The organism is Paraburkholderia sp. J7, from assembly GCF_905220155.1.
In the GTDB taxonomy this organism is placed as follows: domain Bacteria; phylum Pseudomonadota; class Gammaproteobacteria; order Burkholderiales; family Burkholderiaceae; genus Paraburkholderia.
The window spans coordinates 195208-221713 of record NZ_CAJMYZ010000013.1 but is presented as its reverse complement, the minus strand read 5'-3'; the positions used below and the strand labels follow the sequence as shown (position 1 = coordinate 221713).

22 protein-coding genes are annotated in these 26506 nt (G+C 57.6%); 6 read left to right on the top strand and 16 right to left on the bottom strand.

Annotated elements, in window-relative coordinates:
* Positions 1 to 4 precede the first annotated feature (4 nt).
* Together pdxA and rsmA are read left to right on the top strand one after the other, a co-directional pair.
* Positions 5 to 1027 (top strand): 4-hydroxythreonine-4-phosphate dehydrogenase PdxA, encoded by a 1023-nt coding sequence (gene pdxA / locus U5A58_RS22265; protein ID WP_321963035.1) that lies wholly within the window; start codon positions 5 to 7, stop codon positions 1025 to 1027.
* 15 nt (positions 1028 to 1042) lie between these two features.
* The gene (rsmA, locus tag U5A58_RS22260; RefSeq protein WP_321963034.1) at positions 1043 to 1870 is read left to right on the top strand and encodes a 16S rRNA (adenine(1518)-N(6)/adenine(1519)-N(6))-dimethyltransferase RsmA; all 828 of its coding nucleotides are present in this window, start codon (positions 1043 to 1045) and stop codon (positions 1868 to 1870) included.
* Positions 1871 to 1948: 78 nt separating this feature from the next.
* Here the strand turns inward: rsmA and panE are convergent, their stop codons facing one another.
* Positions 1949 to 2899: a 2-dehydropantoate 2-reductase gene (gene panE, locus U5A58_RS22255; protein ID WP_321963033.1), complete on the bottom strand. Its 951-nt coding sequence runs from the start codon at positions 2897 to 2899 to the stop codon at positions 1949 to 1951.
* A gap of 155 nt (positions 2900 to 3054) precedes the next feature.
* On the opposite strand from panE, the gene gloA reads away from it, so the two are divergent.
* Positions 3055 to 3438, top strand: a complete 384-nt coding sequence (gene gloA / locus U5A58_RS22250; RefSeq protein WP_321963032.1) for a lactoylglutathione lyase — start codon at positions 3055 to 3057, stop codon at positions 3436 to 3438.
* A 293-nt stretch (positions 3439 to 3731) separates the two neighbouring features.
* Here gloA and U5A58_RS22245 read toward each other — a convergent pair whose 3' ends face one another.
* Complete coding sequence (locus tag U5A58_RS22245; RefSeq protein WP_321963031.1) at positions 3732 to 4979, bottom strand: SGNH/GDSL hydrolase family protein; 1248 nt, start codon at positions 4977 to 4979, stop codon at positions 3732 to 3734.
* 254 nt (positions 4980 to 5233) lie between these two features.
* Here U5A58_RS22245 and U5A58_RS22240 point away from each other — a divergent pair, with 254 nt between their 5' ends.
* From U5A58_RS22240 to U5A58_RS22230, 3 genes are all read left to right on the top strand, one after another.
* Complete coding sequence (locus tag U5A58_RS22240) at positions 5234 to 6415, top strand: acyltransferase (protein ID WP_321963030.1); 1182 nt, start codon at positions 5234 to 5236, stop codon at positions 6413 to 6415.
* Between the two features lie 388 nt (positions 6416 to 6803).
* Positions 6804 to 8027, top strand: a complete 1224-nt coding sequence (locus U5A58_RS22235; RefSeq protein WP_321963029.1) for an EpsG family protein — start codon at positions 6804 to 6806, stop codon at positions 8025 to 8027.
* Between the two features lie 21 nt (positions 8028 to 8048).
* Positions 8049 to 9293 carry a sialidase family protein gene (locus tag U5A58_RS22230; protein WP_321963028.1) on the top strand — a complete coding sequence of 415 codons (1245 nt, stop codon included), beginning with the start codon at positions 8049 to 8051 and terminating at the stop codon, positions 9291 to 9293.
* Positions 9294 to 9466: 173 nt separating this feature from the next.
* Here the strand turns inward: U5A58_RS22230 and U5A58_RS22225 are convergent, their stop codons facing one another.
* The 14 genes from U5A58_RS22225 to glyS all read right to left on the bottom strand — a co-directional run bounded on the left by U5A58_RS22225 (position 9467) and on the right by glyS (position 26491).
* Positions 9467 to 10402 carry a KpsF/GutQ family sugar-phosphate isomerase gene (locus U5A58_RS22225; RefSeq protein WP_321963027.1) on the bottom strand — a complete coding sequence of 312 codons (936 nt, stop codon included), beginning with the start codon at positions 10400 to 10402 and terminating at the stop codon, positions 9467 to 9469.
* A gap of 108 nt (positions 10403 to 10510) precedes the next feature.
* Positions 10511 to 11356: a 3-deoxy-8-phosphooctulonate synthase gene (gene kdsA / locus U5A58_RS22220; protein WP_321963026.1), complete on the bottom strand. Its 846-nt coding sequence runs from the start codon at positions 11354 to 11356 to the stop codon at positions 10511 to 10513.
* Between the two features lie 71 nt (positions 11357 to 11427).
* The gene (locus U5A58_RS22215; RefSeq protein WP_321963058.1) at positions 11428 to 12459 is read right to left on the bottom strand and encodes a glycosyltransferase family 4 protein; all 1032 of its coding nucleotides are present in this window, start codon (positions 12457 to 12459) and stop codon (positions 11428 to 11430) included.
* 148 nt (positions 12460 to 12607) lie between these two features.
* Entirely contained in the window at positions 12608 to 13567 is a 960-nt protein-coding gene (locus U5A58_RS22210) for a glycosyltransferase (RefSeq protein ID WP_321963025.1), read from the bottom strand.
* Between the two features lie 127 nt (positions 13568 to 13694).
* Positions 13695 to 14924 carry a capsular biosynthesis protein gene (locus U5A58_RS22205; RefSeq protein ID WP_321963024.1) on the bottom strand — a complete coding sequence of 410 codons (1230 nt, stop codon included), beginning with the start codon at positions 14922 to 14924 and terminating at the stop codon, positions 13695 to 13697.
* A complete protein-coding gene (locus tag U5A58_RS22200; protein ID WP_321963023.1) occupies positions 14921 to 16150 on the bottom strand; it encodes an oligosaccharide flippase family protein in 1230 nt (409 codons plus the stop codon). Before U5A58_RS22200 ends, U5A58_RS22205 begins: the two co-directional genes overlap by 4 nt.
* A 30-nt stretch (positions 16151 to 16180) precedes the next feature.
* Positions 16181 to 18406, bottom strand: a complete 2226-nt coding sequence (locus tag U5A58_RS22195) for a polysaccharide biosynthesis tyrosine autokinase (protein WP_321963022.1) — start codon at positions 18404 to 18406, stop codon at positions 16181 to 16183.
* A gap of 51 nt (positions 18407 to 18457) precedes the next feature.
* Entirely contained in the window at positions 18458 to 18886 is a 429-nt protein-coding gene (locus tag U5A58_RS22190; protein WP_321963021.1) for a low molecular weight protein-tyrosine-phosphatase, read from the bottom strand.
* Positions 18883 to 20028: a polysaccharide biosynthesis/export family protein gene (locus U5A58_RS22185; RefSeq protein WP_321963020.1), complete on the bottom strand. Its 1146-nt coding sequence runs from the start codon at positions 20026 to 20028 to the stop codon at positions 18883 to 18885. Before U5A58_RS22185 ends, U5A58_RS22190 begins: the two co-directional genes overlap by 4 nt.
* 146 nt (positions 20029 to 20174) lie before the next feature.
* Complete coding sequence (locus tag U5A58_RS22180; RefSeq protein WP_321963057.1) at positions 20175 to 21245, bottom strand: sugar transferase; 1071 nt, start codon at positions 21243 to 21245, stop codon at positions 20175 to 20177.
* A 671-nt stretch (positions 21246 to 21916) separates the two neighbouring features.
* The gene (locus U5A58_RS22175; protein WP_321963019.1) at positions 21917 to 22816 is read right to left on the bottom strand and encodes a SprT family zinc-dependent metalloprotease; all 900 of its coding nucleotides are present in this window, start codon (positions 22814 to 22816) and stop codon (positions 21917 to 21919) included.
* 178 nt (positions 22817 to 22994) lie between these two features.
* Positions 22995 to 23756, bottom strand: coding sequence for a lysophospholipid acyltransferase family protein (locus tag U5A58_RS22170; protein WP_321963018.1), 762 nt, complete (start codon positions 23754 to 23756; stop codon positions 22995 to 22997).
* 41 nt (positions 23757 to 23797) lie between these two features.
* A complete protein-coding gene (gmhB, locus tag U5A58_RS22165) occupies positions 23798 to 24361 on the bottom strand; it encodes a D-glycero-beta-D-manno-heptose 1,7-bisphosphate 7-phosphatase (protein ID WP_321913700.1) in 564 nt (187 codons plus the stop codon).
* Between the two features lie 30 nt (positions 24362 to 24391).
* Entirely contained in the window at positions 24392 to 26491 is a 2100-nt protein-coding gene (gene glyS, locus U5A58_RS22160; protein WP_321963017.1) for a glycine--tRNA ligase subunit beta, read from the bottom strand.
* Positions 26492 to 26506 lie beyond the last annotated feature (15 nt).

Below are 26506 nucleotides of genomic sequence, written 5' to 3'. Positions count from 1 at the left end.
AGCCATGAACGCCTCCGCATCGTCGTCGCCGGCTCCGCGGAGGGCGGGGCCGATCCGCATCGCCATCACCACGGGTGAGCCGGCCGGCGTCGGCCCCGAACTGACCGCCGCTGCACTCGCGGGCGCGTCGGCCCACTGGCCCGACGCGCAGTTCATCGTGCTAGGCGACAGCGCGTTGCTCGAAGCGCGCGCGAAGGCCGCAAGCGTAGACTGGGCCGCCGTGCTGGCGCACCAGCCTGTGCAGGTCGAGCATATCGCGCTCGCGACGCCAGCCAAGCCCGGCAAGCTCGACGCCGCCAACGGCCGCTATGTTCTCGCGCTGCTCGACCGCGCGATCGACGGCGCACTGGCGGGCGAATTCGACGCGATCGTTACCGCGCCGCTGCAAAAGAGCACCATCAACGACGCCGGTGTGCCCTTTACCGGCCACACCGAATATCTCGCCGAACGCACGCATACGCCGCGTGTGGTCATGATGCTGGCGGGCACCGGCGCGCGCCCGTTGCGCGTGGCGCTCGCCACGACGCATTTGCCGCTCAAGGACGTTTCCGCGGCGCTCACGGTCGAGGGGCTCGTTGAAACACTTGGCATCATCGATCATGACCTGCGTCATCATTTCGGTGTGCCGCTGCCGCGGATTCTGGTGACCGGCCTCAACCCGCATGCGGGTGAGAATGGCTACCTGGGGCGCGAGGAAATCGACACGATCTCCCCGGCGCTGGCCGCCGCCGCCGCGCAGGGCATCGACGCGCGCGGCCCGTATCCCGCCGACACGCTGTTCCAGCCGCGCTACCTGAAGGATGCGGACTGCGTGCTGGCGATGTTCCACGACCAGGGCCTGCCGGTCCTGAAATACGCGACGTTCGGCGAAGGCATCAACGTCACGCTCGGCCTGCCGATCGTGCGCACCTCGGTTGATCATGGCACTGCGCTCGACCTCGCCGGCACTGGCCGCGCGGACGCAGGCAGCCTGATCGCCGCCCTCGACACCGCCGTTTCGATGGCGCGCCACCGGCGCGCTGTCTGATTGAATCCAGAGAAGATGTCCAACAGCAGCAGACAGCACCAGGGCCACTTCGCGCGCAAGCGCTTCGGCCAGAACTTCCTCGTCGACACGGGCGTGATCGACTCGATCGTCGACGTCATTCGCCCGCAGCGCGGCGAGCGCATGGTCGAGATCGGGCCCGGTTTGGGCGCGCTCACCGAGCCGCTCATCGAGCGCCTCGCCACGCCCGAATCGCCGCTGCACGCGGTCGAGCTGGACCGTGACCTGATTGCGCGCCTCACGAAGAAGTTCGGCCCGCTGCTCGAACTGCACGCGGGTGACGCGCTCGCGTTCGACTTCGGCTCGCTCGCAGCGCCGGGCGAGAAGCCCTCGCTGCGCATTGTCGGCAATCTGCCGTACAACATTTCGAGCCCGCTGCTGTTTCACCTGACCACGTTTGCAGGGCGCGTGATCGACCAGCACTTCATGCTGCAGAACGAAGTGGTCGAGCGCATGGTGGCGGAGCCCGGCAGCAAGGCGTTCGGCCGTCTCACGGTGATGCTCCAGTACCGCTACGTGATCGACAAGCTGATCGACGTGCCGCCCGAATCGTTCCAGCCGCCGCCCAAGGTGGATTCAGCGATCGTGCGCATGATTCCCTACGCCCCGCACGAACTGCCGAAGGTGAACGATGCGCTGCTCGGCGAACTCGTGACGGCCGCTTTCTCGCAGCGCCGCAAGATGCTGCGCAATACGCTCAGCGACTACCGCGAACGCCTCGACTTCGACGCGCTCGGCTTCGATCTGGCGCGCCGCGCCGAGGAAGTGCCCGTTGAGGAATATGTGAGTCTCGCGCAGGCGCTGGAAGGGGCAGGCGGCGCTTGATGAGCGCGCGATGCGCCGCCTTGCCGGTGCGTTAGCCGTTTTTCAGACTGCTTCTCAGGCCGCTTTTCGGGCCGTTTTTCAGGCCGCCTCGCTGTGCTGCGCCTCGTAGGCCTTGAGCTGGCTATAGACGACACGCAGCACCGATAGCTCGTTCGATGCGTGCTGCACCGCGCCGCCGCGCCGGATCAGGTCGCCGAGCACGTGATCGGCCTCGATGCGCGAACCGTTCTGCACGTCGCGCAACATCGAGGCGGTGAGCGACGAACCCTTGGCGAACAGCATCGAGCGTGAACGTTCGAGGAAGCTGTCGCGCACGGCGTGGCCATGCTCGGCTGCGATCGCGCGGCATTCGGCAAAGAGACGCTCGATGGTCGCGGCGCCGTCGGGCGTGGCGAGAATCACGCCAACGGGCGCACGGAAAAGACACGTGCTGCCCGCGAGCGACGCGAGAAACACCCACTTCTCCCACATCTCCTGAAGGATGTGATCGCTCGCCTTCACGTGGAAGCCGGCATTGCCGAACTGATCCGCTACGGCTTGCACGCGCGGCGAAACGCCGCCGCCGAGCTCGCCGAACGTGATGGCGTGCACATCGTTCAGATGCACGATCTCGCGTTTGTCGTTGAGCGTGGACGCGATCAGGCACACGCCGCCCAACACCCCCTGCGTGCCGAAGCGCGCCTGCAGGACTTCCAGATGGCGCATACCGTTGAGCAGCGGCAGGATCAGAGTGTTCGGCCCGACGGCCGCGGCGAACGAATCGATGGCGTTGTCGAGGTCGTAGGCCTTGCAGCTCAGCAATATGAGATCGAACGGTTGGCTGCCTTGCGACTCGAGCGCTTCGCGCGTGACGGTCTTGACATCGCGCAGCGTGAGATCGCCCGCCGGACTGCGGATGACGAGGCCCGCTTCGCGCAGCTGCGCGGCGCGCGCCTCGCGGACCAGAAACGTCACGTCACGCCCCGCAGCGGCGAGCCGGCCGCCGAAATAGCCGCCCGTCGCACCCGCACCCACTACCAGAATTCGCATGTCTACTCCTAGTTGCTTGCGTATAGCGAAATTGCCGGGGGCAATTTCAGGATCGCGTTCATGCTAGAGCAAATCGGCGCATCTTGCCGGGCCCGGCAGGGCTGGCGCGTTTTTGGTACAGTCCGGTTTTTGACGACGGCAAAACGGAGTACACCATGCGCCTGCTGCACACGATGATCCGGGTCGGCGACCTCGATCGCTCGATCAAGTTCTATACCGAACTGCTCGGCATGAAACTGCTGCGCCGCGAAGACTACCCCGATGGCAAGTTCACGCTGGCCTTCGTCGGGTACACGGACGAGCGCGACGGCACCGTAATCGAGCTTACGCATAATTGGGATACGGCTTCTTACGATCTGGGCGCTGGCTTTGGCCACCTGGCGGTTGAGGTGGACGATGCCTACGCCGCCTGCGCGAAGATTAAGGAGCAGGGCGGGACGGTGGTGCGTGAGGCGGGTCCGATGAAGCATGGGACGACGGTGATCGCGTTTGTGACCGATCCGGATGGGTACAAGATCGAGTTTATTCAGAGGAAGTAGTCGCTAGGCAAGGGCAGAAATCTGAGATTGTGTGGGCAAATGCGAGCGGAGGGCGTTAATGGCCATGCTCGTTTGGCGCTTGCACGCGAAGGCGGCCCTCTTGCAGTTCTGATTCGGTGGTAGACGTTGACTGCGGGCGATTCCAAGGAGTACAAGGCGCAATACCTTGCTGGCCTCCTGAAGTCTCTACCGCGGTCGATACGCTTGGGCAAACGCCCGGACGTCACGCTCACTGCCCGACGTGTACTGCGTACCGTCGGCGCAGTCTCTTGCAGCTGATTGCACAGGCAGACCTACAACGGCGCAAGTTCAAATCGATGCCACACCGGCAGGGCTGCACTAAGTTGCAGCGCGATGACTTGATCTTCAGCCAGATCCAGCGCATCCAATGCCGACTTGAGTTGGTCGGAATGCTCTGTCGTTTTCAACATCTGGACGCGACGCCAGCGCGTCGCCCTGATTGCATTGTGTGCAAGCGTCAGCCTATGTACGTCGGCCGCTTGAGCGGTCATTGGCGTTGGATATGCAGCGAGATTGATACCTTGTGCCAACGCGTCTGCGTCAAAGACTGCAATCACCTGATTGTCGATCGAGAGTCGGTAGCGCTGGCTGGGGAGCCCCGAAACAACCAGCCGTTGTTCACTTAATGACTCGAGAATATCTGTGTGCTCGACAACGAACTTCGTGAGGTCATCATCGGGCAACGGCATCGGCAACGTGCGATCGAGCGATTCCCAACTCAATCCCCTTTCCGACTGCAGATTACGCACCTGAGCGTCATTGCTGACCCACGTGGGATGTGAACCCACATGGATCGACACCGAAGACACGACCGCTTTTGCATACCACGCCTTTAATAGCGCCTTCGCGAACAACAGGCCACCTGCTGCAACCGGATGAATACGGTCGGGTATGAGTCGTCGCGCGTTCTCTGGATCAATTTCCGTGAGTCGGCGCAAATCTTTCACGACGGGGCCGTTCAAGTCGACGACCTCCGCACGCGAGTCTTTCGCAATACTGCTTAGACCTTCGCCGTAACGCACCAGGACGTCGTTGTAGCCGCTACCCCATAGAGCCGGGCGGGTGACGTCGTCGTAGGGCGATGGCCTGATCACCGTGATGCGCGTATCGGGCGCGAGCTTGCGCAGGGTCGTCATCGCTGTCTGATAGCCCGCAAGGTATGTGTCATAGCCGGTCTGATCGTACGGATGAAAATGGGCATCGTTCATGCCAAACATCATCGATACGACGTTAGGGTGAAACGGAGCCACATCGCGAATGAGCCGCTCGTCGATCGACCCTGCTAGTCCGCCACGGATCGTATCCCTACCGACGCCCGAATTGACGAAGCGGACTCGCATTTCAGGGAAGCGTGTTACCACGTAGTCCTCGACCGTTGTCGTATACGCGCCGCCCTCGGTGATGCTATCGCCGAGAAATACGACGGTGTCGCCAGCGTGTAAATAGAACTCCGAGGAATATGCAGCCGCGGACGCAAACACCGTGAATGAAGCCAGTACTTGCAGGTGACATCTCTTCATGTTTGTGGGATTGCGGTCAAAAGGAAATCGCTATGGGAGGCTACACCACGGAGTTCCCAGGCGAAACTTGACTATCCCAATGGAGATCCGGCCCGCACTTCGCTCCATGATGCGGGTCAAATTTGAGCGATTCTCCCAGATGCTCAGCTCTACGCCTTGATATTCTCCGCGCAGCCTTTACAGCAAGGCATATCCCACGATGCGGATCGTGTGCTCAACTGCAGATCGAATATTCAAGTCACGACTACACGGAAATGATGAAAGGCGATGTCTCAATAAGATCGTTCGAGGGCATACGAGGCGTCGCAGCGCTGTCGGTCGCACTCTATCATTTCAACGGTTTTTTGCGAGATGGCGGGACGATTGTCAATAGTTTCTATCTGTTCGTTGACCTTTTCTTTATTCTGAGCGGGTTTGTCATATTTCGTGCCTATGGCGAACGATTGTCGACTCGAGCGCAATTCGGGAATTTTGTCACACGAAGAATTGGTCGCCTTTATCCATTGCACGTTTTCGCGACCATCTTCTTTGTCGTTGTTGTTGCTGCGTCAAGGCTGTTGAAAAGCGCAATGATCCACGTGGGATTCGGTGCTGGGCTAGGTGGACTTGGCTCGGAACCTTTTGCGTTCCCGACGTGGTCAGCTATTGCGATTAATTCTTTACTACTGCAAGGCATCGGCCCGTTCTCCCACTACACCATCAACGGTCCGAGCTGGAGCATTAGCACGGAATTCTACGCGTACCTGGTTCTCGGCCTCAGCGTTTATTTTCTTAAGGGGCGAGTACTCGTCGTTCTACTTACTATCATCGCGTGTTCAGGAATGGGATTTGCGTGGTACGGGTCGGTCTATGTTGACCATTGTTTGCAAGTGAGTCATTGTCTCGACTCCCATCTCGACTACGCGTTTCCTCGATGCATCGCGAGCTTTATTCTCGGCGCATTCGCGGAATGGGTCGCTAGCAAACTTTATTGGAAGAGGCTGCTGACGATTTCCTTTGTCCAGTTGATGGCAGCGGTGCTCGCTGTCTGTGTCATGTGGAAGTCGATCTCTGCGCCAGCTTGGGCGTTCACGACGCCTTTGTGCTTTCTGCTCGTCGTAGTGGCTCTGGCAAGCGATCGCGGTGTGCTTGCGACGGCGCTTCAGACGCGTCCATGCCAGTATCTCGGCAAGGTCTCGTATTCCATCTATATGGTCCACGCCCCGCTTGTGTTTGTGGGCCATATTACGCTAAAACCTATTCCGTTCGCCGCAAAGCTCGGCGTTCTCGCTGCATACGTGTTGCTTGTTTTGCTAATCTCCGCGCTAACTTTCCGCTTTATCGAAACTCCAGGTCGCGAGTTCGCGCGTAAGCTGTCGAACCAATGGTTCGATCCGAATATCGTTCCGAAAGACGGAATGGCTAAAAAGTCACTTTCGAGCGCAGCGCGTTCATAGGCTCGCGATCAACCGCATTGCGTGTCGGGATCAAGCAACTGCGAAGCGGGACGCGTACCACCGGAATTTTTTGATACGGACCTTAGCCGCCCCGGTTACTTTGAAGGGATGCCGGCGCGATGGTGCCACGTGGGCGTCCCTTCAAATATAGCTGAGCGAAAGACGTTCGTTCTATCACGCGGCGTGTATGAGAGAGAGTTGTTAAAAAAATGAAAAATAAGCATCGTATTTAATGAGATTAAATACGGATTTATAATGATCGATTGGATTCATTGTGTTCCAGCTCGGTTGCTGCCCTTATTTACGATATGTGAAGGGGGTGACGCGAAATTTAGTTATAGGACGTGCGGCTGGACGAGTTGTACTGTATTTGGTCGACCATATATAAATGTTGATAGATAAACTGCGGAGCTTTTCTTGGGACAGGCGCGGGATTCTAGCCGGCCTGATCCTGGTGATTGGCTTTTTTCTGGCATTCCCTTTTGCATCATTCCTCCTCCTGCTCGCTATAGTAGTGTTGACATCCAGTCTATATCGAACTGATAAGTGGGTTGTTCTGATACTCTGTGTGTATTCTGTTGTCGCTGTGGGACCGCTCCTGGCGTTGAAACTACCCATTGAGGCATTCGGAAACGACAAGTCACAGTATCTGGATTTTATGTCTACAATGGGTGCCGCTGGTGCCGATCATTTCATTAAAGTTCAGCCAGAACTGGTTTCCTTTTTTTCCTTGTATTGCGCCTGGAAGTTATTTGGTGCAACTGACGCTGCTTTTCTTTTTTTATTTGTTGCGTCGTTCACGTTGGCTATCGCGACAATCTGGAAAGGGGGGTATCAATCACTTCCTTTATTCATATTGTTGATTTTATCGTCCTCGGCATTCTACGCGTCTTATGGAAATGTAATTCGGCAGGCAATGGCGTTTCCATTTATATTTTTGCTGATATTCGAGGAAAGAAAGAGGCGGCTCCCATTTTATATGATCCTGGCGATGCTGGCTCATATACCAAGTCTGATCATAACTGTGCCATATTTCTTGTGCAGAATTCTTGGTCGCTACGCTTTTCCAATAATTGGTGTCGTGACAGCAATAGCTTTTATAGCGTTTCGGTACATTGGAACGTCGATCAATTTTTTATCAAGTGACGACGGATATGTATCAAAAAAGATGGCTCTTTATACAAATTGGGAGAGCTATAGCATAGTCTCTGTTGCAATCGTTGCATTGACCATTGCGGTGATTGTTAATATTGCCGCTCGGCAGCTGCTGCAAAAAATAAAAGTCGGTGAAAAGATGGACGGTGCTCGTTATATTGGATACGCGATCGTGATGTCTAATATATGCGTTCTTGGAATGATGGCGGCGTATAGTATCCCAAAAGTCTTTGAGAGAATATATATATATTTTTTCGTAATCGCGATGCTGACTTTGTCAATGGTGATTAGTCGGATGGCTGCGGGACAGAAGAAAGTCGTTCTTTGTTGTGTGATTGTTATTTATTCCACATTTGGAATTTCAAAGAATATAGCCGCGCAAAATCTTCTCTATCACGGAAATTCTCTGAATTATTTTACTGATAATTTATTTGATATCTATAATTTCTTATTTTGATGTCTTTTGTAAGGATATAGTGTGAAACAGCGCGATGACCCTGAAGTTGAAAGACGGAATGCGATTCGGGTGAGTAACGCATCGACTCAAGGAAAATCTTGGGCGCTTCGTCTCATCGCGGCGTTCATCGTTGGTTTATGTGCCATAGCGAAAGCTTCGTCTGCAATAGACTTAACGCAGGTCGAACAGGCGTTCCACGGGACCGTCGTTGCCCACAGCCCGGCAAGCACGGGGATCTATCTGGCTACGCCGTCTATTGCGATTCTCGATGACGGTTCCTACCTGGTTTCTCATGATTCATTTGGTCCACGGTCTACGCAAGATACGGTTGACATATATCGATCTAGGGACCGAGGCGAGACTTGGAGCAGACTCGCAGAACTGAAAGGCCTGTACTACGCTTCACTCTTCGTTCATCGTGGATCGATCTATGCTTTGGGCATCTCCCGGTTCGAAGGTGTTCCTGTCATTTGGAAGTCGAGCGATCAAGGCCGAACCTGGTCAAAGCCAAGTGGCCCGCAAGACGGCGTTCTAGCCGACGACGGAAAATACTTTTCAGCGGCCGTTCCAGTTATCATTGCAAATGGACGGATTTGGCGAACGATAGAGAGAATCCAGAAGAACGGAGTTTGGGTAGGTATGATGTCCGCCGATCTCAATGGCGATCTGACAAAGGCGAGCAGTTGGACCTTTAGTGAGACATTGGGACCGAATTCCCGGTGGCTTGGCGGGATGTTCAATGGCTGGCTTGAAGGCAATGCGGTGGTGGCTCCCTCCGGTAAAGTGGTTGACCTCTTGCGCGTCTACTTCAATGCCGAGCCAGAAAAAGCGGCGATCGTAACACTGGACAATGACGGTCGCCACATGGCGTTCGATCCACTATCTGGTTTCGTCGACATGCCCGGTGCTGGCAAGAAATTTACCGTTCGGCTCGATCAGGAATCCGGTCACTACTGGTCACTAACGAACGCGGTATTCAAGGACAGCTATCGAGGGAGTAATCTCGAAAGAGCACGGAACACACTCGCCTTGATTAGTTCGAAAGATCTTCGTCATTGGAACGTTTGCCGGATAGTGCTACATAGTAACGATTCGACGAAACACGGATTTCAGTACGTAGACTGGGTATTTGACGGAAGCGACATCGTGTCTGCAATCCGTGCGGCAGATGACGATGAGGCCGGAGGAGCGTATTCTCAACACGATTCTAATTTCATTAAATTTTTGAGAATTCCAGATTTCCGGAAATCTAGCGATTGTCAATGAAACAAACATGTCATCGATGCTACGACTTTCTGTGACTGTTCATCGATGGTTGTAGTTGCTAGCGGTACATTGCGGCCGCTAGCGGAAATGAACATTCAGGGGTGACAAACCGGAAGCAACTTCATAGTCGTTGCCTGATCTCCCGCCGGACCGCGTTGCTACTCGGGACGCACCTACTTCTTGAACACCCCGACGACCTCGCTGCCGTCGGCCACAAGCAATGCGCCAATACGACGGTTCTCCATCAAGTTCAGCGCATCGCCCACTCGTGTCGATGCTGATACCGTCACCGGGGAGTCCGTCATGAAATCGCGGGCGCACCGATCGAGTAGCCTATTGCCGAACTTCTCGATGGCGCGACGGATGTCTCCGTCTGTGACGACGCCCCATCCTTGCGCACGCCTCACGATCGCGAGTCCCAGACGTCCCTGAGTCATCGCACGGAACACATCGAGTGCGTTCACATCTTCGGTGATAAACGGCAATTGCGTGCTTACCATTTCGTCGCCTACGGTCGCCAATAAGCGACGCCCAAGCGTGCCACCGGGATGAAAACGGGCAAAGTTTTCGGGGCGGAATCCACGCGCGTTCATTAATGTGATCGCGAGGGCGTCGCCCATGGCAAGCGCTGCGGTTGTCGACGCGGTTGGCGCCAGCTGGTGCGGGCAAGCCTCCATCTCCACCGCAACATCGAGATGACAATGTGCCGCTTTGGCAAGCGTCGACTCTCCGTTGCCTGTCATGGCAACTACGAAGTTCTGGTTGCTTCTGAGAAAGGCCAGCAGTTTGACGATTTCGTCCGTCTGCCCGGAATTCGAGATCGCAAGGAAAACATCGTCGTTGGTAACCATGCCAAGGTCGCCATGATAGGCCTCGCCTGGATGCATGAAGAAGCTTGGCGTACCGGTGCTTGCGAACGTCGCCGCGATCTTGCGTCCCACAATTCCCGACTTGCCCATTCCGCACACCACGACGCGCCCCTTGGAGGCCAGGATTGCATCGACCGCCTGCCCGAACTCCGGACCGATGCGCGAGGCCAACGTTGCGACAGCGTTTGCCTCGATCTTCAGCACTTGCTGTGCCATAGCAATATATTCCTGCAAGGTCATGCAAATACTCCGAAAAGGCCAGACTCGTCGTGCGCGCAAGTACCAGCGCGCACGCTGTCGAGTCTTGACACGTTGTGCCTCAAGAAAATTGGATCAATAGGAGGGGGATCAACGGATCTCTATGGCCGGCAGTTTCTTGACGAGGTCGTCGATCTGCTTCATCTGCGCAAGGAACGGTCGCAGAAGTGAGAGCGGAAGCGCGCTAGGCCCGTCGCACAGCGCTTGGTCCGGGTTCGGATGTGCCTCGAGGAACAAACCGCCGATACCGGTCGCGAGCCCCGCTCGTGCGAGTTCCACGATCTGGCTTCTGCGGCCACCGGACGCAGCATCAAGGGGATTGCGGCACTGAAGGCTATGAGTGACATCGAAGACAAGAGGAACGCCTCCTGTTGCGTCTGCCATCTGGCGAAAGCTCAACATGTCTACCACGAGGTTGTCATAACCGAACGATGTTCCACGTTCGCAGAGCATCACCCGCTGATTCCCCGCCTCATGGCATTTCGCTACAAGATGCTTGACTTGGGGCGGGCTCATGAACTGAGGCTTCTTGAAGTTGATGGCCTTACCGGTCCTCGCAGCAGCGACAACCAGGTCGGTTTGCCGTGCCAGGAATGCCGGGATTTGAAGGACGTCTGCGACTTCGGCCACTTCTTGGGCCTGCTCCGCTTCATGAATGTCGGTGATGATCGGCACGCCATGACGCGATTTGATGTCAGCCAGGATTTTGAGGCCTTCCTCGAGACCCGGGCCACGATAGGAGTTGATCGACGAACGATTCGCCTTGTCGAATGACGCTTTGAAGACATACGGGATACCAAGTTCATTCGCAACTGTCTTGAAGTGATCGCATACCTCCATCGCTTCATCGCGCCCCGCGAGGACGTTCAGTCCGCCAAATAAAACAAAAGGAAGTTCATTTCCTATTTCAATCTGCTCTGTAATACGTGTTTTCAAGTTCGCCCCTTGTGAAATACGTTGATAAGGAAGAGTCACGCCGGCTGGTGACAATGTTCACGGCAGTGGCCTCAGCCACGGATAGCCCCTCGATATATCGCTAGCAATTCAGACAGAAAGCGCTCTTCGGAGAAGCGCGCACGGGCTTCCATTGCGGCGTTGTCCGACATGTGATCGTAGAGCCCCTTGTTCTCGACGATTTTCCCAATGAGATCTGCGGCTTCGCTTGCGTTGTTGTACACGGCACCGTTATGCATATGCCGAACCACATCGATATTGCCTGCGCAAGAAGAGACAACGACTGGCTTACCGACAAGCATCGCTTCGATCACCGAGACTGGCATGCCTTCCCACGACGAGGTAGACAAGTAAATTCCGCATTGTCGGACGCGTTCGACTACGTCTTCGCGGCTCATCCAACCGGTCACCTCAACGTCGGCTGCCCGCAGGGCGTCCTTGTATTGCGCGTCGCCATCCCCAATCCAGACAAACTGGAAGTCGTGGCCAGCGAGTCGATGCGCAATCTCTGCAAACAGATTTGGATTTTTCTGTCGCCGAATGCCTCCGACGCTCACGATTGTGCGCTGTCCTCCCCGGCTTGCACCGCTGACGCTTGTCGTACGCAGATTTCGAGTGTCAACAGCATTTTCAATCACCTTTGTTGGTTGACGAAGATGCGACACGATCTCAGCGGCTTCACTCTCGGAGCAGGCGATATAAAGCGTGGGCTTGATGCAGCCGATTCGTTCGAGTAGAACGTACACGTACTTTTTCCACACCGGGATATCCCGGCGCATGAATGAAATGCAATGCGGGCTGTAAAGACACGCTGCGTGGGCACGTAGTCCAATCATCGCGAGCCGGCCAAGGAAGCCCGCAAACGAAGAATGCAGGTGCACCACGTCAGGTGCAAAAGAGACAAGTTGCTTTCTCAGGCGCGAAATGGCGTTGAGCGTACCACGGCCTTTCATCTGCACATGAACCAGTTGAACACGCTCGTCGAACATCTCCCGCAGATCGGATGGAGTGTCAGGGCGGATAGAGTAGATCACCCTGACCTCGTGACCATCACGAGCGAGTTGATTCGCTATCAGACACACCATCGATAGCGTACCGGTTGCCGTAGATTCGACAATTTGCGCGACTCGCAAACAGCGTTTTGATGGATTCCTACGCATTAGTAGTACAAAGTAGTCGATAGAAGCTGCCGCATCCGTAAGTGATCGTCAGATCAAGGCACGCAATGACGCCTCAGTGGCCACGAATAGTGTCGCGAATCAACTGCTCGATGCCGGATTTTTCGATGACGGCGTCCCAGCGGAGCTCGTTCAAGCGAGATGGATCGTTCCTGGGCAAACTCTCAAGAGCCTCGCGCTCAAGCGAATGAAAGATGCGCGGACCCGTCATATGGAACTGAATGCCATGGGCTTTGGCCGCAAGCAGATTCGAAGGCGAATCGTTGCCAATGATGCGCATCCCGAGTGCGGCATATTCGAGCAGCTTCGTAGGAGCTTGAACGCCATACGGGCGCGTGTAGGGAACGGTTGACACTGCGAAGTCGCATTGCTTGACGACGGAAAGTGCGCCGGCCTGGGGAAGTCTGCCTGTGAAGACGACGCCGGGTTCAGATGCGAAACGCCTGGCAATCGCTTCCTCAACCTCTCCTACGAGCACCAGGGACTCTTGCGGCTGGCGAAAGCTGACGAAGTCGCTCAGCAGTACGTCGATCCGGCGTTCCTGGGTAATCTCCCCAATGTAACAGTAGGTGCCTCTAATGGACGGGGTCCCGGCGGGAGCCTCAATGGCTGAGAAGATCCAGTCGGGTACGCCCATCGGAAGAATTCGCGTGCGGTGATCAAGGTGCATACCGACGACCTTGGCCATCTCCACCGTTTGGAAGATTCGGATATCAGGGCGTGCCTGACAGTAGCGCTTGAGCATGTCTTTGACAACGACATGTTTGCCCACGGAAAGCGAGCGGTAGTCGTGAATGACGCAACGCGCCACCAGTCGGCGGACATAGAAACCCATGATGCACCATAAAATGGTGCGCCCCTTTTGCTCGAAAGAGAGCGCGGCGTAGTCGGTCTCGACTCCGGCCGAAACGGAAAAGCCACGCGCGGTGAAGTAGGCTCGATATGCCGCTATCTCGGGATAGTTCGCTCGCCCCGGATGGAGGATAAAGATCGGCGGTTTGTGATGCTCGGTCATGCAAGATAGCAAAGCTTAAAAAATGGTAGGCGCGCAGCGCGCTGCGTCCGCTATCGTTCTCGCGTACGGCGGTGGCGCATAGGTTCCACGAGGCGGCCTTCAGACCGGCCGCCTGGAGAATCGGCGGTTATTGTGCCGGGAGCCCCAGTAGTCGGGCAACGGCGAGTTTTGCAATCGGTGCCTTACCGAAGTAATCGATGTCAGCAATCAGATAGCGATGGATATACTTGAGTAGCCTTGTTTCGTCGAACGTCGAATAGAGCGCACGGCCGAGGCATACTACTGGCTTTCCGTAAAGCAATCCCTCGAGACCTACAGTTGAGTTGATCGTGACGATCTTTTTCGCACCTTTCAGCAAATCTGTCGTGGGGTTTTCGACTATATCGAATTCGAGATGTTCGCTTAGCGCGGCGATGTCTGCAAAAGAAGCGCTATCCTGCTCGGCAGGATGCATCTTCACGAGCAGTCTAAGGTTTTCCGAAAGTGCAATCTCTTGCGCGAGCTGAATAGCCCGGAGATTGTCGACATCGGAATTCAGTTTGATTTGCGTGTCACCCGAAACCTGCAAGGGCAGAAAGAGATAGCCGGACGCACGCAGTTCGAGGTCGGACATGCGCCGTCCTGCCTTCATGCAGGTGCCGGCGCGTCGGAAGGATTGAATCGGTTTGCGACGAGCTACGCCCATCGTCAAGGTCTTGAGCACGACATTCACCCGCGATGACAGTCGCCGTAAGCCCGCATTCGCAGCTTGCGGGACAGGCCTCGCCTTGTAGGACTCGTATTCGACGAGCCAGGCTTCGTGCTCGGCGCGGGTAGGCAGATCCAGACGGTCGAGTTGCGCCGGATCATTCGCGATGCTGGATCGCGCGTTTACGCCAAGACCGTCGACAAACAGCTTGTCGGGAAGATTTGATATTTCGAGAAAGCGGATCGGTATATTGAGCCTCCGGCAGACCTGACTTACGGCGAGTCCAATCAATTGCTGGCCGTTCCAGATGAGGCAGGTCGAGACTGGAAACCTCCGAAAGACAGTGGCCGCGATTTCCATTGTCGCCGCGGCGTCCGCCCGGGCACGGGCCGCGGGGATATCGCCATTCAGTACCTCAATGGCCGACTCATGGAGTTCATCTGAAACTCCTTTCGCCGCGCTACGAGCCAACACATGTGCACGGTGAAGATAAACTGAATGATATCCGGCTGCGAGGATCCTGATATGCGCAACAGGCTCGCTTGTCAGGAATATAAACGATCCAAAGTCATGGGCAGCATTTGCCACACGCAGGAAGAATCGTGCGCGCTCAAGTGAGTCAACGACTGCCGCGAACGTTGGACGTGTTGCTGGAGTATTCTGCTTCATGTCAGTGCGGTGGGCCGGTCTCGGGCGACCCGTTTCGTAAGTGCGAGGCCAAAAAGCGTCGTGAGTGCGCCTGTGATTGAAAAGATAAGCACGCTATTTTGCGAAGCCAGGTTGAGCAATCTGCAAGCGCCTAGTGCACCGATCAATGTGACACCCGACTGAAGTTGGAACAGGAAATCTGTACGCTGCTGTTTTCTCACCAGAAAAATCTGTGATAGCGGAACATAGACTAGCTGGAGCGCAAACAGAGGAGCAAGACGGCGGAAATAGTCTGCTGCACTATTCCATTGCGGACCAAAGAGGAGGGCGACCAATGGCGAAAACAGAAGCAGACCGCCCGCGAGATAAGCGACCGACAGTAGGGCAAGGGCGCGGGCGTAGGTTCGGTAAACCCGGGTCAATTCACTTTCACTGTTTGATTTTGAGCTTGCGACAGCGGACAGGGCGTCGCGTCTGAAAACGCCTCCAAGGCTCTGGCCAATCAGGGATACCGGGAAGAATCCGAGCCTGTAGGCTGCCGCGAAGTACCCCGCGTTCATCGGTCCGAACCAGAGCGGGAAGACAATAGCCAGTGAATAGGTGAGGACCGACCCGCACAAGGTCGATGGCAGGATGTACTTGGCGAAACGGCGATTGGTCAAAAAGAATTCACGAGACAACCGCAACAAATAATCTGCGCGTATGCCATTTCGAAATATGACCGTCGTATTGAAAAGTGAGGCAAGCAGATTGAGTACTGTGTAAATTCCAAAATCGCTGGTAGCGGAGAGTACCGGCACACGTGGGCGTATGAAGATCGCAACGAGAAAGGCGAGATTGATGCCGACTCGGCTTAGCGTTATCCAACCATATCGACGCAAGCTGTTGAGGTAGAAGCTCGACGCCTGTTGAAGAAAGAACGCGAACGCAAACAGGCCGACGGTCAGATAGTTGGCGCACCCCGAAGCGAGCGCGACAACTTCGAGCGTCACGAATAGCACCAGCGACAGTGCGACCACATTGACATACGCGGAAAACGCTTGCCGGGGATCGTCGCTTACGCAGGCAAGTTCGAAGCGCAGCCCAAGCAGCGTGCCTATGAACATGCCCGCAGCCAGCGTCGAATTGAAACTCCCGAGCGCATGCGGGCCGCTATGGCGGCCAATCAGTGAAATGCACAGAAAGAAAATCAACTGGGCGGTCAGCACGCCCGCCAGTGATATGACTGAGTCGCGCGCGCGGATCATGTTTGCGTCGTGCTGTCGCAAATGGGCACGTCAGTCATCGCTTTCGCTTCCGTATTCGTACGCAACATAGCGGTAGGACCCGTACTTCGATCCATAGCGCGAGCGGGGCGACTTCGGATTGACACCATTGAAGACAACGCCTCTCAGCCGCAGGTCGCTTGCGAACAGTCGCTTGACGCACTCGACGATTTCGCCGAGACGTGTGATACCGGAATGGGCTACGAGCAATGTGTCGCCGGCAAGCGCGACGAGCGCGGCGGTGTCGGAAACCGCCAGTACCGGCGGTGAGTCGATCAATACGACATCGTATTCACTAGCTAGACCCGCGATTAGCTGCGCGACGCTTCTTCCAGCAAGTAACTCGGACGGATTGGATGGACGTTTTCCTGTAGAGATAAAGTCTACCCGGTCTACGACATTGCTATGGATCACGTCCTTCGCGGTGAGCGCTCCGGTGACTACCTCCGTGAGTCCGCGACTTCGTTCCAGACCGAATGCACTGTGCAGATGCCCTTTTCGAATGTCGGCGTCGATGAGCATCACGCGTTTGCCGGATTGCGCGATGACGCAAGCAAGGTTTGCGGATATGAATGACTTGCCGATGCCAGGTGTCGGGCCGGTTATGAGCAAGATATTGTTGCGAGCGTCGGCCATGCCGAGCACGATCGACGTACGCAGACTACGTAGACTCTCAATCGCAGGATCGTCCGGGGCCGATATCGCGAGTAACTTTGGCCGCCCGTGGATCTTCTCCAGCTTGCGTTGAACCGCGCTCCGCGGGATCGTGGCGCAAACGGGGATGCTCAAGAATTGCTCGATTTCGTGAGGATCTGAGATACCTTTGAACAAGGTCGAACGTACGACCGCTGCTGCACATCCAGCGATAAGCCCAAGCATCAATGAGGCGAGGCAGATCAACAGGCGCTTCGGTTTGACCGACTCCTCTGGAACGGCTGCCGTGTCGACAAGGCGCACGTCTCCCACCTTGCCGGCGTGAATCAACTGGAGCTGGGCAATATTGTTGAGGAGTGCAGTGTAAAGGTCTGTATCAAGTTTCACGTCCAGCATCCGGCGCACCGACTCCTGCTGAAGGGCCGGGAGCGTACGAACAGATTGATTGGCCTCGTCTCGATACGTATTGAGTGTGGCGATCTGTTCGTCAATGGCCACTACAGCGGGATGCTGGGCGGTGTAATGCGCGAGTAAATCCTGCCGCTTTTGACGCAATTCAAGCAGACGTGTTTCAGCGTCGGTCGTTCGTGCCAACGTGAGCTTGGCCTGTTCCGATAGATCAATCGCGCCGTGCGCGGTGTTGAAGTCCGTGAGCCGATTTTCGGCCTGCGTTAGCTGGTCGCGCAAATGGGGGATTTGCTCGTTCAGGAATTTAAGAGACTGAGCGGCCTCGGCGGATTTACGCTCGACGTTTTGCTGGAGGTACTGCCGACCGATTTCATTCATGGTGTCGGCAGCCCGCTTTGCGTCGGTGTCGTCGAGGCTGGCAACCATTACATCGGACTGTTTGATGCGCTCCTGAACGTCCAACGCGTCCTGAATGGTTTGGATGGTTTTGAGGCGGGACTTACGAATGAGCTTGAATGTTGCGCCGGGCTTCGCGTCCCACCCTTGAACGGAGAGGATGATAGGGCCATCTGCTGTTTTGAACGTTTCGATCTTGCCGGCCAACCCTTCGAGCGGCGCATCAAGATCGGATCCGGTGAGCGTGTAACGGCCACCCTCCAGCACGGTTAGCCAGAATTTGTCGCCTTCGAATTTCAAGGGCACATCGAATCGGGTCACCTGGATCGCTTCTTGACCCCAGGTGAAACCACCTAGTCCAAACAGGCCGGGGGTAGACAACCCGTGGTTCAAGCGCCCGATCCATTGGCCGATCACGGGCAGGCGCTGTGGTTCGGCTTTAATGAAGAGATTTAGATTGTCGACTGTGCGTGAGACTACGAGACGAGAGGCGAGAATCTGCGTTTCGGCGGCGGCAGACGATTTGACGTCGAAGATGGACGATACGTCACCCAGCAATCCCTGTGCTGCGGTTGCTCCGGTGGGGTCCTGAACCTGGACCAGAATATCGGCCCGGTAGACCGGCTCGGCGAGAATGGCATATGTGGCGCCTAGCAGGACCGCTATGCACGTGATGGTCGCGATCAGCCAACGGTTCTCGAAGAGCAAGTCGAGTACCTCAACGAGTTCGGTGCCGTCGGTTTGGGCGGAGTTCTTCGGATTTTCTGTTGGCAAGTGCATGAGTTTGGGCAGGCATCAACAGCGCGCGTAGCGCCACTTAGGCAATCGAAATCACAGGTGGGCGAGGCGCGAGACCCAGTCAGCCACACCAGAGGCGATGGTTTGTGCGCAACGATCGAAGGCTGATCGAGATTGGCGAAAGGGATCGGCAATATCGATATTCGTGTGTTCGCCAATGCGAAATACCTTGCCCCGAGTGCGCGGAAAGCGGCTTTCGACGTTCCGTTTCTGTCCGTTGTCCATCACGAGAATCAGATCGGCGTCAGTGCACAATGCTTGCGTTATTTGTTGCCCGCGGTGCTTGCTGATGTCTATTCCGAAAACCTGCATGGCCTCCCGGGCGTCCTCAGGTGGCGCTTTGCCAACGAGCGCGTTCAGCCCTGCGGAGATTGCATGGTGTCCACGCGTGCGGAAAAGTGCTTCGGCCATCGGGCTGCGGCAGATGTTGCCTTCGCAGACGACAAGAATTTGTTGAATCATTTCGCCAATACCGCCGCACCTACACCAGTGTTGATTGCCGGCAGCAGTAGATTCAGGATACGGCTGAAGCGAACAAGGCCGTTGCCATCGACATACACGATGTCCTTTGGTTGAAGCTGAAACTGATTGGCCAGCACCATTGCGACGGGCGAGCGCGCGTCGAGCCGGTATACCTCAGGGGTCGCGCCTTGCGCGCCACGAACCACGTAGAGTTGCGCGGTGTCTGCTGTGGCGCTGTTGAAGCTTCCGGCCTGGGATATTGCGTCGCTCAACGTCAAGAGGCCGTTACGTCGCGGCAATGCAGTGGTGGGTTTGACTACCTCTCCCATTACATACACGCCGTTTTCTTCCCTCGACGGAACATGGATGAGGTCGCCGCCCTTGAGGATGATTCGTCCGCCACTTCCAGTTTGTGTCCGGTTGTCCGCGAGATTGAATTCGTGCTGTGCGCCATCTCGCACGAGTACGACGCGGCTTTGGTCGGCACTGTCGAGAAATCCACCGGCACGGCTCACGGCGTCATAGAGCGTCATAGGCACGTCGTTCACCGACAGGGAGCCGGGTCCGTGGACGTCGCCTTCGATATACACTTGCCGCGCACGGAACGATGCAACGCGGACGGTCACCTGCGGACTTCGGAACATCTTTCCGAGGGCTTTGGTGAGCGCTGCCTGAACCTGTTCGGGCGGAAGGCCCGCTACATGCAACTGCCCAACGTAAGGGAATTGAAGACCACCATTCGGATCGACGACAAAACCCGCTGGCGGATCGGAGGGCCGGGCAGCCGGCCCCGCTTGAGAACCCGCGGCCTCGGCGAACTCCGGATGATCCCAGACAGTGATCTGCAGGACGTCGCCAGGCCCAAGCCTATAACCGGACGTTGTTGTATCGAACGTTGCCGGGGTCTCAGCCCGGAGGGGCGGGCGCGTAGCTAGATCGCGTATCAAGGCCGGGTCAATATCCTGAATCTTGACTTGCGATTCCGTCTCTGATGCGCCAGTCGAAGTCTCGGCACTGTTGCCTTGCTGCGCGGATGCAGGTCCGGGAGTGATCATGCGCATACCGGGCGCGAACGCGCAGCCGCCGATAAGCGCCGATGCAGACAACAGCACTGAAAGGCGTGCGAGCGATACGGGTTTCATGGGGCTGGCCCCACGCTGGGACTGGGTAACTGTCTTGTGAATCATGGCTAGCTTACTTCGGCAGATGGATGCAACACCGCCAATGGAATTGGGTGTACGCGTTGCACTTTCCCCACCAGATAATCCTTTTACAACTTTGATTAGTTTCAATAGGCACCACGGCCGTTTACGACGACATCAACGGTCTTGAGCAGGATCCGTAGGTCGACGAGAAACGTCCAGTTTCGGATATAGGTCACGTCGAGTGAGACACGCGTCGGATAGTCTGTATCGTTGCGGCCGCTCACTTGCCAGAGCCCGGTCATACCCGGCTTGACTGCGAGGTAATAGGTTGCGTCTTGCCCGTAGCGCGCCAGTTCATCGGTCACGATTGGCCGAGGACCGACCAGACTCATTTCGCCGCGCAGGACGTTGAGCAACTGTGGCAATTCATCAAGACTGGTGCGGCGTAGAAATTGTCCTACTGCTGTAATCCGAACATCGTTTTTGAGTTTGTGTTCGCGCTCCCATTCCGCGCGAGCAACTGGGTCACGTGCCAGCAACGTCTGTAAGACGATGTCGGCATCGGGAACCATGGACCGGAACTTTAGACAGCGAAACAGCTTGCCCTCACGCCCAACGCGGAGATGACCGAAAATCGCCGGACCGCCGTCTCGCACGATCAGGAGAGCGATCAATAGAAAGACGGGCGACAGGATGACGAGCAGCAGCGAAGCCACGACGAGGTCAAACGTGCGCTTGAGGCGGCTAGACGCTGCCTGAATATGTGAGACGGAGGCCAATGTCGAAGGAGAGTACGACATCGAATTAGCCTCTACAGGCACGCGAATGACGGAGCCCGAAAATCGAATAGCTGCGCGAGCCATGGCGTGAACCGCCACCAGGGCGATGCCGCTCGCGATTGTCCAATCCAGGAACCAACTGCTCAACAGTACGTCGTGCCGCCCGAGGAGGTGAAGCAGAAGGATGCTGCCGCCTTGGACCACGCTCCAGCTTAGTAGCGTCTTGACGAGGAGCCGCAGGAACGAACTCCGCTGGATCGACCGGTAGATGCCGCACGCCGGAAAGACTGATAAGGCTAGCGCTGCTGCGAACGCGACGAGCAATCCGTCGAACGTGCGGTCATACGACTCGTTCGACGTATTGATCCAAAGGGGGAGAAGGGCGCCTAGCACAACGAGCGAAACGTCAACTACGCGGGGCAATATCCTTGGCACTAGCGCGACTCTCGATGCTTGCAGCGGCATATTCATTTCAGTTCGATTGCAAATCAAGATGGTTAGGCAGATTTTTGAATTGATTTGAATCAAATCGTAGGGCATTTCTCATTGCGATTAGTAGTGCTTATCTAATCGAATGTCGTCAAATCACAGAGAAATCAATTCAAATCCGCTGACGGTGTCAGGTGCGGCATAGATCAACGGCCGAACGTGACGACAATCATCACTAGGACGGCTTTTTCGTGATACTGGGAGGGGTGGAGGAAGCCCATAGAGAAGCATGATTTTCAAGAAAATCAAACGCTTCTAACCGCGATTCTGTGCGGCAATCCCGCTTTTTCCGCTTGGTGCCCAGTGTTGCCAGATCTCAATTCTGGTCTTCTTGTCGTTGGAGAAGAATCGGAATCGTCTGAAATTGAAATATAGTTTGTTCGTCGTATTGATTTGTTAGATTAAACTAAAACAATTCTTAGGCGCAAATTCGATATTATTTGACGTTTTATCTGGCGACGCAGTATCGGTCAATTTCGGCAGCGCGGAGAATAGGCGCTCGGCGTGAGTCCGCGGGCAAACGAAGCGTGCGAGCGCGTGTTCTCTCGATGTCGCAGCAGGGCAGTTGTAATAAAAACAAGAATACATGCCCGCGCCAGCGGGCAGAAATGGAGGTCTCACACCTCCGGCATCATCTCCGGCGGATGCTGCTTCAACTGCTTCCTCGCCTCCCGGAACTCCGGAAAGATCGACTCGACCGTCTGCCAGAACCGCGGGCTATGATTCATCTCGCGCAAATGCGCGAGCTCATGCGCAACCACATAGTCCACCACCGAAAGCGGAAAATGAATCAACCGCCAGTTCAAGCGAATCCTGCCTTCGCTTGAACAGCTCCCCCACCGCGTGGCAGCCGAAGAAAGCGCATAAGACCGAAACGTAACCCCAAGCCTCTCCGCATAAACCTCAAGTCGCTCACCAAAAACCCGTGTCGCTTCACCCTGAAGCCACCCAGTCACGCGATCCTTGATCTGCTGCGCTTCAGCATGCGGCGGCAACGGCAACGCAAGAACACGGCTCGCTTCATCAAACGCGAGCACAGAAGCCCCAAGCCTCACCGTAATCGGTTTGCCAAGAAAGGGCAGTTCAGCCCCATCGCGCCATTCCACGCGAGGCAACGCGCGTTGCTCCGTGCGCGTCTGCCACTCCGCGAGCTTCGCAAAAATCCACCGCTGCTTCTCAGCGATAGCGGTCTCGATATCGGCGATCGTGACCCACCTGGGCGCGGTGATGCTAAGCCCCGTTCCATCGATCACAAACCCTATCGATTTACGCGAAGAGCGCTTGAGCCGGTAATGCAGCGTACGCGCGCCAAGCGCGACAGTTCGCAGGCGCGTGCCATCGGGCGCGAGCGGTGCCTTGCCGGGCTTTTCAGGCGATAGCAAAGGAGCGGGCTGCGGAGTGAGTGAGGGAGAGGACGCATCAGGCGCCACAACAGGCGCCGGTTCAGCAAAGAGCGGCAAGTCGAGCTGCCGGTTGTCGAGTGCCGCGTTTGGGCGCGGCGTGGGGGACTTCTGCATCGTCAGGCCTGGTGCGGATGGGCGTGCGCGGCGTGGGCGTTTGCCGCTTTTCGCGGGGCGCGTGCGTGGGGCTTCTGGCTCAATGTTGCTCGGCGCGCTCAGCCGTGCGCCGAGCAGCGCCAACACTCGCGTGCCAATCCTCCGTGCAACGCGAGCCAGCACGTCAAGCGCCGACGCCTCAAATCCCCGCTGCTTTCGCCGCTGCGCCATCCGTTTCGCGATACGCCTCAGGATCGATGCGTCGCATTTCCGTTTCGATCCACTGTTCCACGCGCGTGTTCACTTCGTCGGGCGTGAGTCCGGTCGTCTCGATCGGCTTGCCGATCGACACTGTGACTATACCCGGATATTTAATGAACGAGTTTCGCGGCCAGACGTGGCCCGCATTGTGCGCGATCGGCACCACGGGCGCGCCGGTTTCGATGGCAAAGCGCGGGCCGCCGGTCTTGTACTTGCCCTGCTTGCCCACCGGTATGCGCGTGCCTTCGGGGAACATGATCACCCACGCGCCTTCGGCCATGCGCTGCTTGCCCTGGCGAATTACCGAGGTGAAGGCGTTCTTGCCTTCCTTGCGGTTGATGTGAACCATCTTCAGCATGCCGAGTGCCCAGCCGAAGAACGGCACGAACAGCAGCTCGCGCTTGAACACGTAGCACAGCGGTCGCGGCATGAGCGCAGGGAACGCCAGCGTTTCCCATGCGGACTGGTGCTTCGAGAGCAGCACGGCCGGCCCGTTGGGCAGGTTCTCCATGCCTTCGATGCGGTAGCGAATGCCATTGAGGTGGCGCGCGACGAACAGCGTGGAGCGGCACCAGCCCACGGCCATCCAGTAGCGTCGCGTCGCGTTCAGGAACGGGAACGCGATAAAGCACGCCGTTGCGTACGGCATCGTGTAGACGATGAAGTAGATGAACAGCAGCAGGGAGCGGAGAAAGCGCATCGGTCGAGCCGGGTTAATGTACGCGGGAACTGCCTGCGCCTTCACGCAGTGGCGTTCGCGAGAAAATCGAGCGCGAAAGCGCGCAGGTCGTCGTGGATCATCGTGCCTTCAGGCAAGCCGCCGGCGGCGAGCGTTTTCTCGCCCTTGCCCGAGCGCACGAGGTGGGTGCGGAAGCCGAGCGCCGCGCCCGCTTGCAGGTCGCGCAGCGAGTCGCCTACCACCGGAGTATCGGCGGGCTCGATCTCGAAGCGCTCTGCGATCATCTTGAGCATGCCCGGCAGCGGCTTGCGGCACTCGCAATGGTCCTGCGCCGTGTGCGGGCAGAAGAACACGGCGTCGATGCGCCCGCCCACGGCCGCAGCCTGGCGGTGCATCTTCGCGTGCATGGCGTTGAGCGCGGCCATGTCGAACAGTCCGCGCCCGATGCCCGACTGGTTCGACGCCACCGCAACGCGATAGCCCGCCTGGTTCAGGCGCGCGATCGCTTCGAGGCTGCCGGGAATCGCGATCCATTCGTCCGGCGACTTGATGAACGCGTCGGAGTCGACGTTGATCACGCCGTCGCGGTCGAGGATCACGAGTTTTCTGGTGGTGCTGTTCGGCATGGCGTCTTGCTCAGTTCCGCTTTTTTCCGCTTATGCAGCGAGTCGCGAGATGTCCGCGACGCTGTTCATCTGGCGATGCAGCGCCTTGAGCAGCGCGAGGCGGTTCGCACGCAGCGCCGGGTCTTCGGCGTTGACCATCACGTCGTTGAAGAACGTGTCCACGGTTTCGCGCAGCGCCGCGAGCGCGGTGAGTGCGCCCGTGTATTCGCGTGCGGCGAGTTGCGTTTCCACGCGCGGCGCGACCTGTTCGAGCTGCGCGTAGAGCGCCTTTTCGGCGGCTTCGACGAAAAGGGCGACTTGCACGCCGGCGTCTTGCGCACCCTCGGACTTCTTGAGGATGTTGGAGATGCGCTTGTTGGCCGCCGCAAGCGACGCCGCTTCCGCGAGCGCTGCGAATTCGCGCACCGCGTCCAGACGCGAGACGATGTCGTCGAAGCGCGTGGGGTTCAATGCGAGCACGGCGTCCACTTCAGTCGCCGCAAAGCCGCGTTCGCGCAGCATGCCGCGCAGGCGGTCCATGCAGAACTCGTAGATGGCCTGGGTCGATTCCGTCACCGCCTCGATGCCGGCGAATTGCGCGTACGTGGCGCGCAGCAAGTCGACGAGGTCGAGCGGCAGTTGCTTCTCGACGAGAATGCGCAGCACGCCCAGCGCGTGGCGGCGCAGCGCGAACGGGTCTTTCTCACCCGTGGGCGCGAGGCCAATGCCCCAGATGCCGACGAGCGTTTCGAGCTTGTCCGCGAGCGCGACGATCGTGCCCGTGGTGGTAGCGGGCAGGGCGTCGCCCGAGAAGCGCGGCTGGTAGTGCTCGGAGCACGCAATCGCCACTTCTTCGGGTTCGCCGTCGTGGCGCGCGTAGTAGGTGCCCATCGTGCCTTGCAGCTCCGGGAACTCGCCTACCATGTCGGTGAGCAGGTCGGCCTTCGCAAGGCGCGCGCCACGTTTCGCGAGCGCGACGTCGGCGCCGGAAAGTTCAGCGATCTGGCCGGCGATCGCTTCGAGGCGCTCCACGCGCTGAAGCGTCGAGCCGAGCTTGTTGTGATACACGACGTTCGCGAGCAGCGGTACACGGTCGGCCAGCGGCTTCTTCTTGTCCTGCTCGAAGAAGAACTTCGCGTCGGCCAGACGCGGGCGCACCACGCGTTCGTTGCCTTCGACGATCTCGTCGGGCGTTTGTGTCGCGATGTTCGAGACGATCAGGAAGCGCGAGCGCAGGCGGCCCTGGTCGTCGGTGAGCGCGAAGTACTTCTGGTTCGTCTGCATCGTGAGGATCAGGCATTCCTGCGGCACTTGCAGGAATTCGTCCTCGAACTTGCATGCATACACAACCGGCCATTCGACGAGCGAATTCACTTCGTCGAGCAGCGACTCGGGCATCACGACCTTGTCGCTGCCGGCCTGTTCGATGAGTTGTGCGCGAATCGACTCGCGGCGGTCGGCGTAGCTCGCGATCACGAAGCCCTTGTGCTGGAGCGTGTGCGCGTACTCGTCGGCGTGCTGAATGGCGATCAGGCCTTCCGAGAGGAAGCGGTGGCCGCGCGTGGTGTCGTCGGCGTCGACGCCGAATGCCGTGACCGGCACGATCTGGTCGCCGTGCAGCACCGTGAGGCGATGCACCGGGCGCACGAACTGCACGTTGCTGCCGTCCGGGCGCTGGTAGGTCATGACCTTCGGGATCGGCAGCTTGCCGAGCGCTTCGTCGAGCACGGCTTGCAGGCCGTCGGCGAGCGTGGCGCCAGGCGCCGAGTAGCGCAGGAAGAACGCTTCGTTCTTGCCGTCGCTTGCGCGTTCAAGGTCGCTAACCGGGAAATCGGGGAAGCCGAGCGCCGCGAGCTTCTTCGCGAGCGGCGCGGTGGGCTGGCCGCTCGCGTCGAGCGCGACCGAAACGGGCAGCACTTTTTCGCGCACCTGCTTTTCGGGCGCGACGCTGCGCACGTTCTTGATCGTGACCGCGAGGCGGCGCGGCGTGGCGTAACGTTCGAACGAGAGATCGCCTTCGATCAGGTCGCGCGCGGCGAGGCGCTGCGCGATGCCTTCGGCGAACGCGTCGCCCAGGCGCGCGAGGGCCTTGGGCGGCAGTTCCTCGGTCAGCAGTTCGACGAGGAGAGTGGCGTGATGAGCTTGCGTCATTGTTCTGGAGATCCG

Excerpts from the sequence above, each read along its gene's own strand:
- U5A58_RS22215 (WP_321963058.1), bottom strand. The coding sequence starts at position 12,459 with ATGGTGTGTCTGATAGCGAATCAACTCGCTCGTGATGGTCACGAGGTC.
- U5A58_RS22175 (WP_321963019.1), bottom strand. The coding sequence starts at position 22,816 with ATGCAGAAGTCCCCCACGCCGCGCCCAAACGCGGCACTCGACAACCGG.
- U5A58_RS22225 (WP_321963027.1), bottom strand. The coding sequence starts at position 10,402 with ATGACCTTGCAGGAATATATTGCTATGGCACAGCAAGTGCTGAAGATC.
- U5A58_RS22170 (WP_321963018.1), bottom strand. The coding sequence starts at position 23,756 with ATGCGCTTTCTCCGCTCCCTGCTGCTGTTCATCTACTTCATCGTCTAC.
- U5A58_RS22185 (WP_321963020.1), bottom strand. The coding sequence starts at position 20,028 with ATGAAACCCGTATCGCTCGCACGCCTTTCAGTGCTGTTGTCTGCATCG.
- glyS (WP_321963017.1), bottom strand. The coding sequence starts at position 26,491 with ATGACGCAAGCTCATCACGCCACTCTCCTCGTCGAACTGCTGACCGAG.
- U5A58_RS22245 (WP_321963031.1), bottom strand. The coding sequence starts at position 4,979 with ATGAAGAGATGTCACCTGCAAGTACTGGCTTCATTCACGGTGTTTGCG.
- U5A58_RS22240 (WP_321963030.1), top strand. The coding sequence starts at position 5,234 with ATGATGAAAGGCGATGTCTCAATAAGATCGTTCGAGGGCATACGAGGC.
- U5A58_RS22200 (WP_321963023.1), bottom strand. The coding sequence starts at position 16,150 with ATGATCCGCGCGCGCGACTCAGTCATATCACTGGCGGGCGTGCTGACC.
- U5A58_RS22210 (WP_321963025.1), bottom strand. The coding sequence starts at position 13,567 with ATGACCGAGCATCACAAACCGCCGATCTTTATCCTCCATCCGGGGCGA.
- U5A58_RS22235 (WP_321963029.1), top strand. The coding sequence starts at position 6,804 with ATGTTGATAGATAAACTGCGGAGCTTTTCTTGGGACAGGCGCGGGATT.
- pdxA (WP_321963035.1), top strand. The coding sequence starts at position 5 with ATGAACGCCTCCGCATCGTCGTCGCCGGCTCCGCGGAGGGCGGGGCCG.
- gmhB (WP_321913700.1), bottom strand. The coding sequence starts at position 24,361 with ATGCCGAACAGCACCACCAGAAAACTCGTGATCCTCGACCGCGACGGC.
- rsmA (WP_321963034.1), top strand. The coding sequence starts at position 1,043 with ATGTCCAACAGCAGCAGACAGCACCAGGGCCACTTCGCGCGCAAGCGC.
- U5A58_RS22195 (WP_321963022.1), bottom strand. The coding sequence starts at position 18,406 with ATGCACTTGCCAACAGAAAATCCGAAGAACTCCGCCCAAACCGACGGC.
- panE (WP_321963033.1), bottom strand. The coding sequence starts at position 2,899 with ATGCGAATTCTGGTAGTGGGTGCGGGTGCGACGGGCGGCTATTTCGGC.
- U5A58_RS22190 (WP_321963021.1), bottom strand. The coding sequence starts at position 18,886 with ATGATTCAACAAATTCTTGTCGTCTGCGAAGGCAACATCTGCCGCAGC.
- U5A58_RS22205 (WP_321963024.1), bottom strand. The coding sequence starts at position 14,924 with ATGAAGCAGAATACTCCAGCAACACGTCCAACGTTCGCGGCAGTCGTT.
- gloA (WP_321963032.1), top strand. The coding sequence starts at position 3,055 with ATGCGCCTGCTGCACACGATGATCCGGGTCGGCGACCTCGATCGCTCG.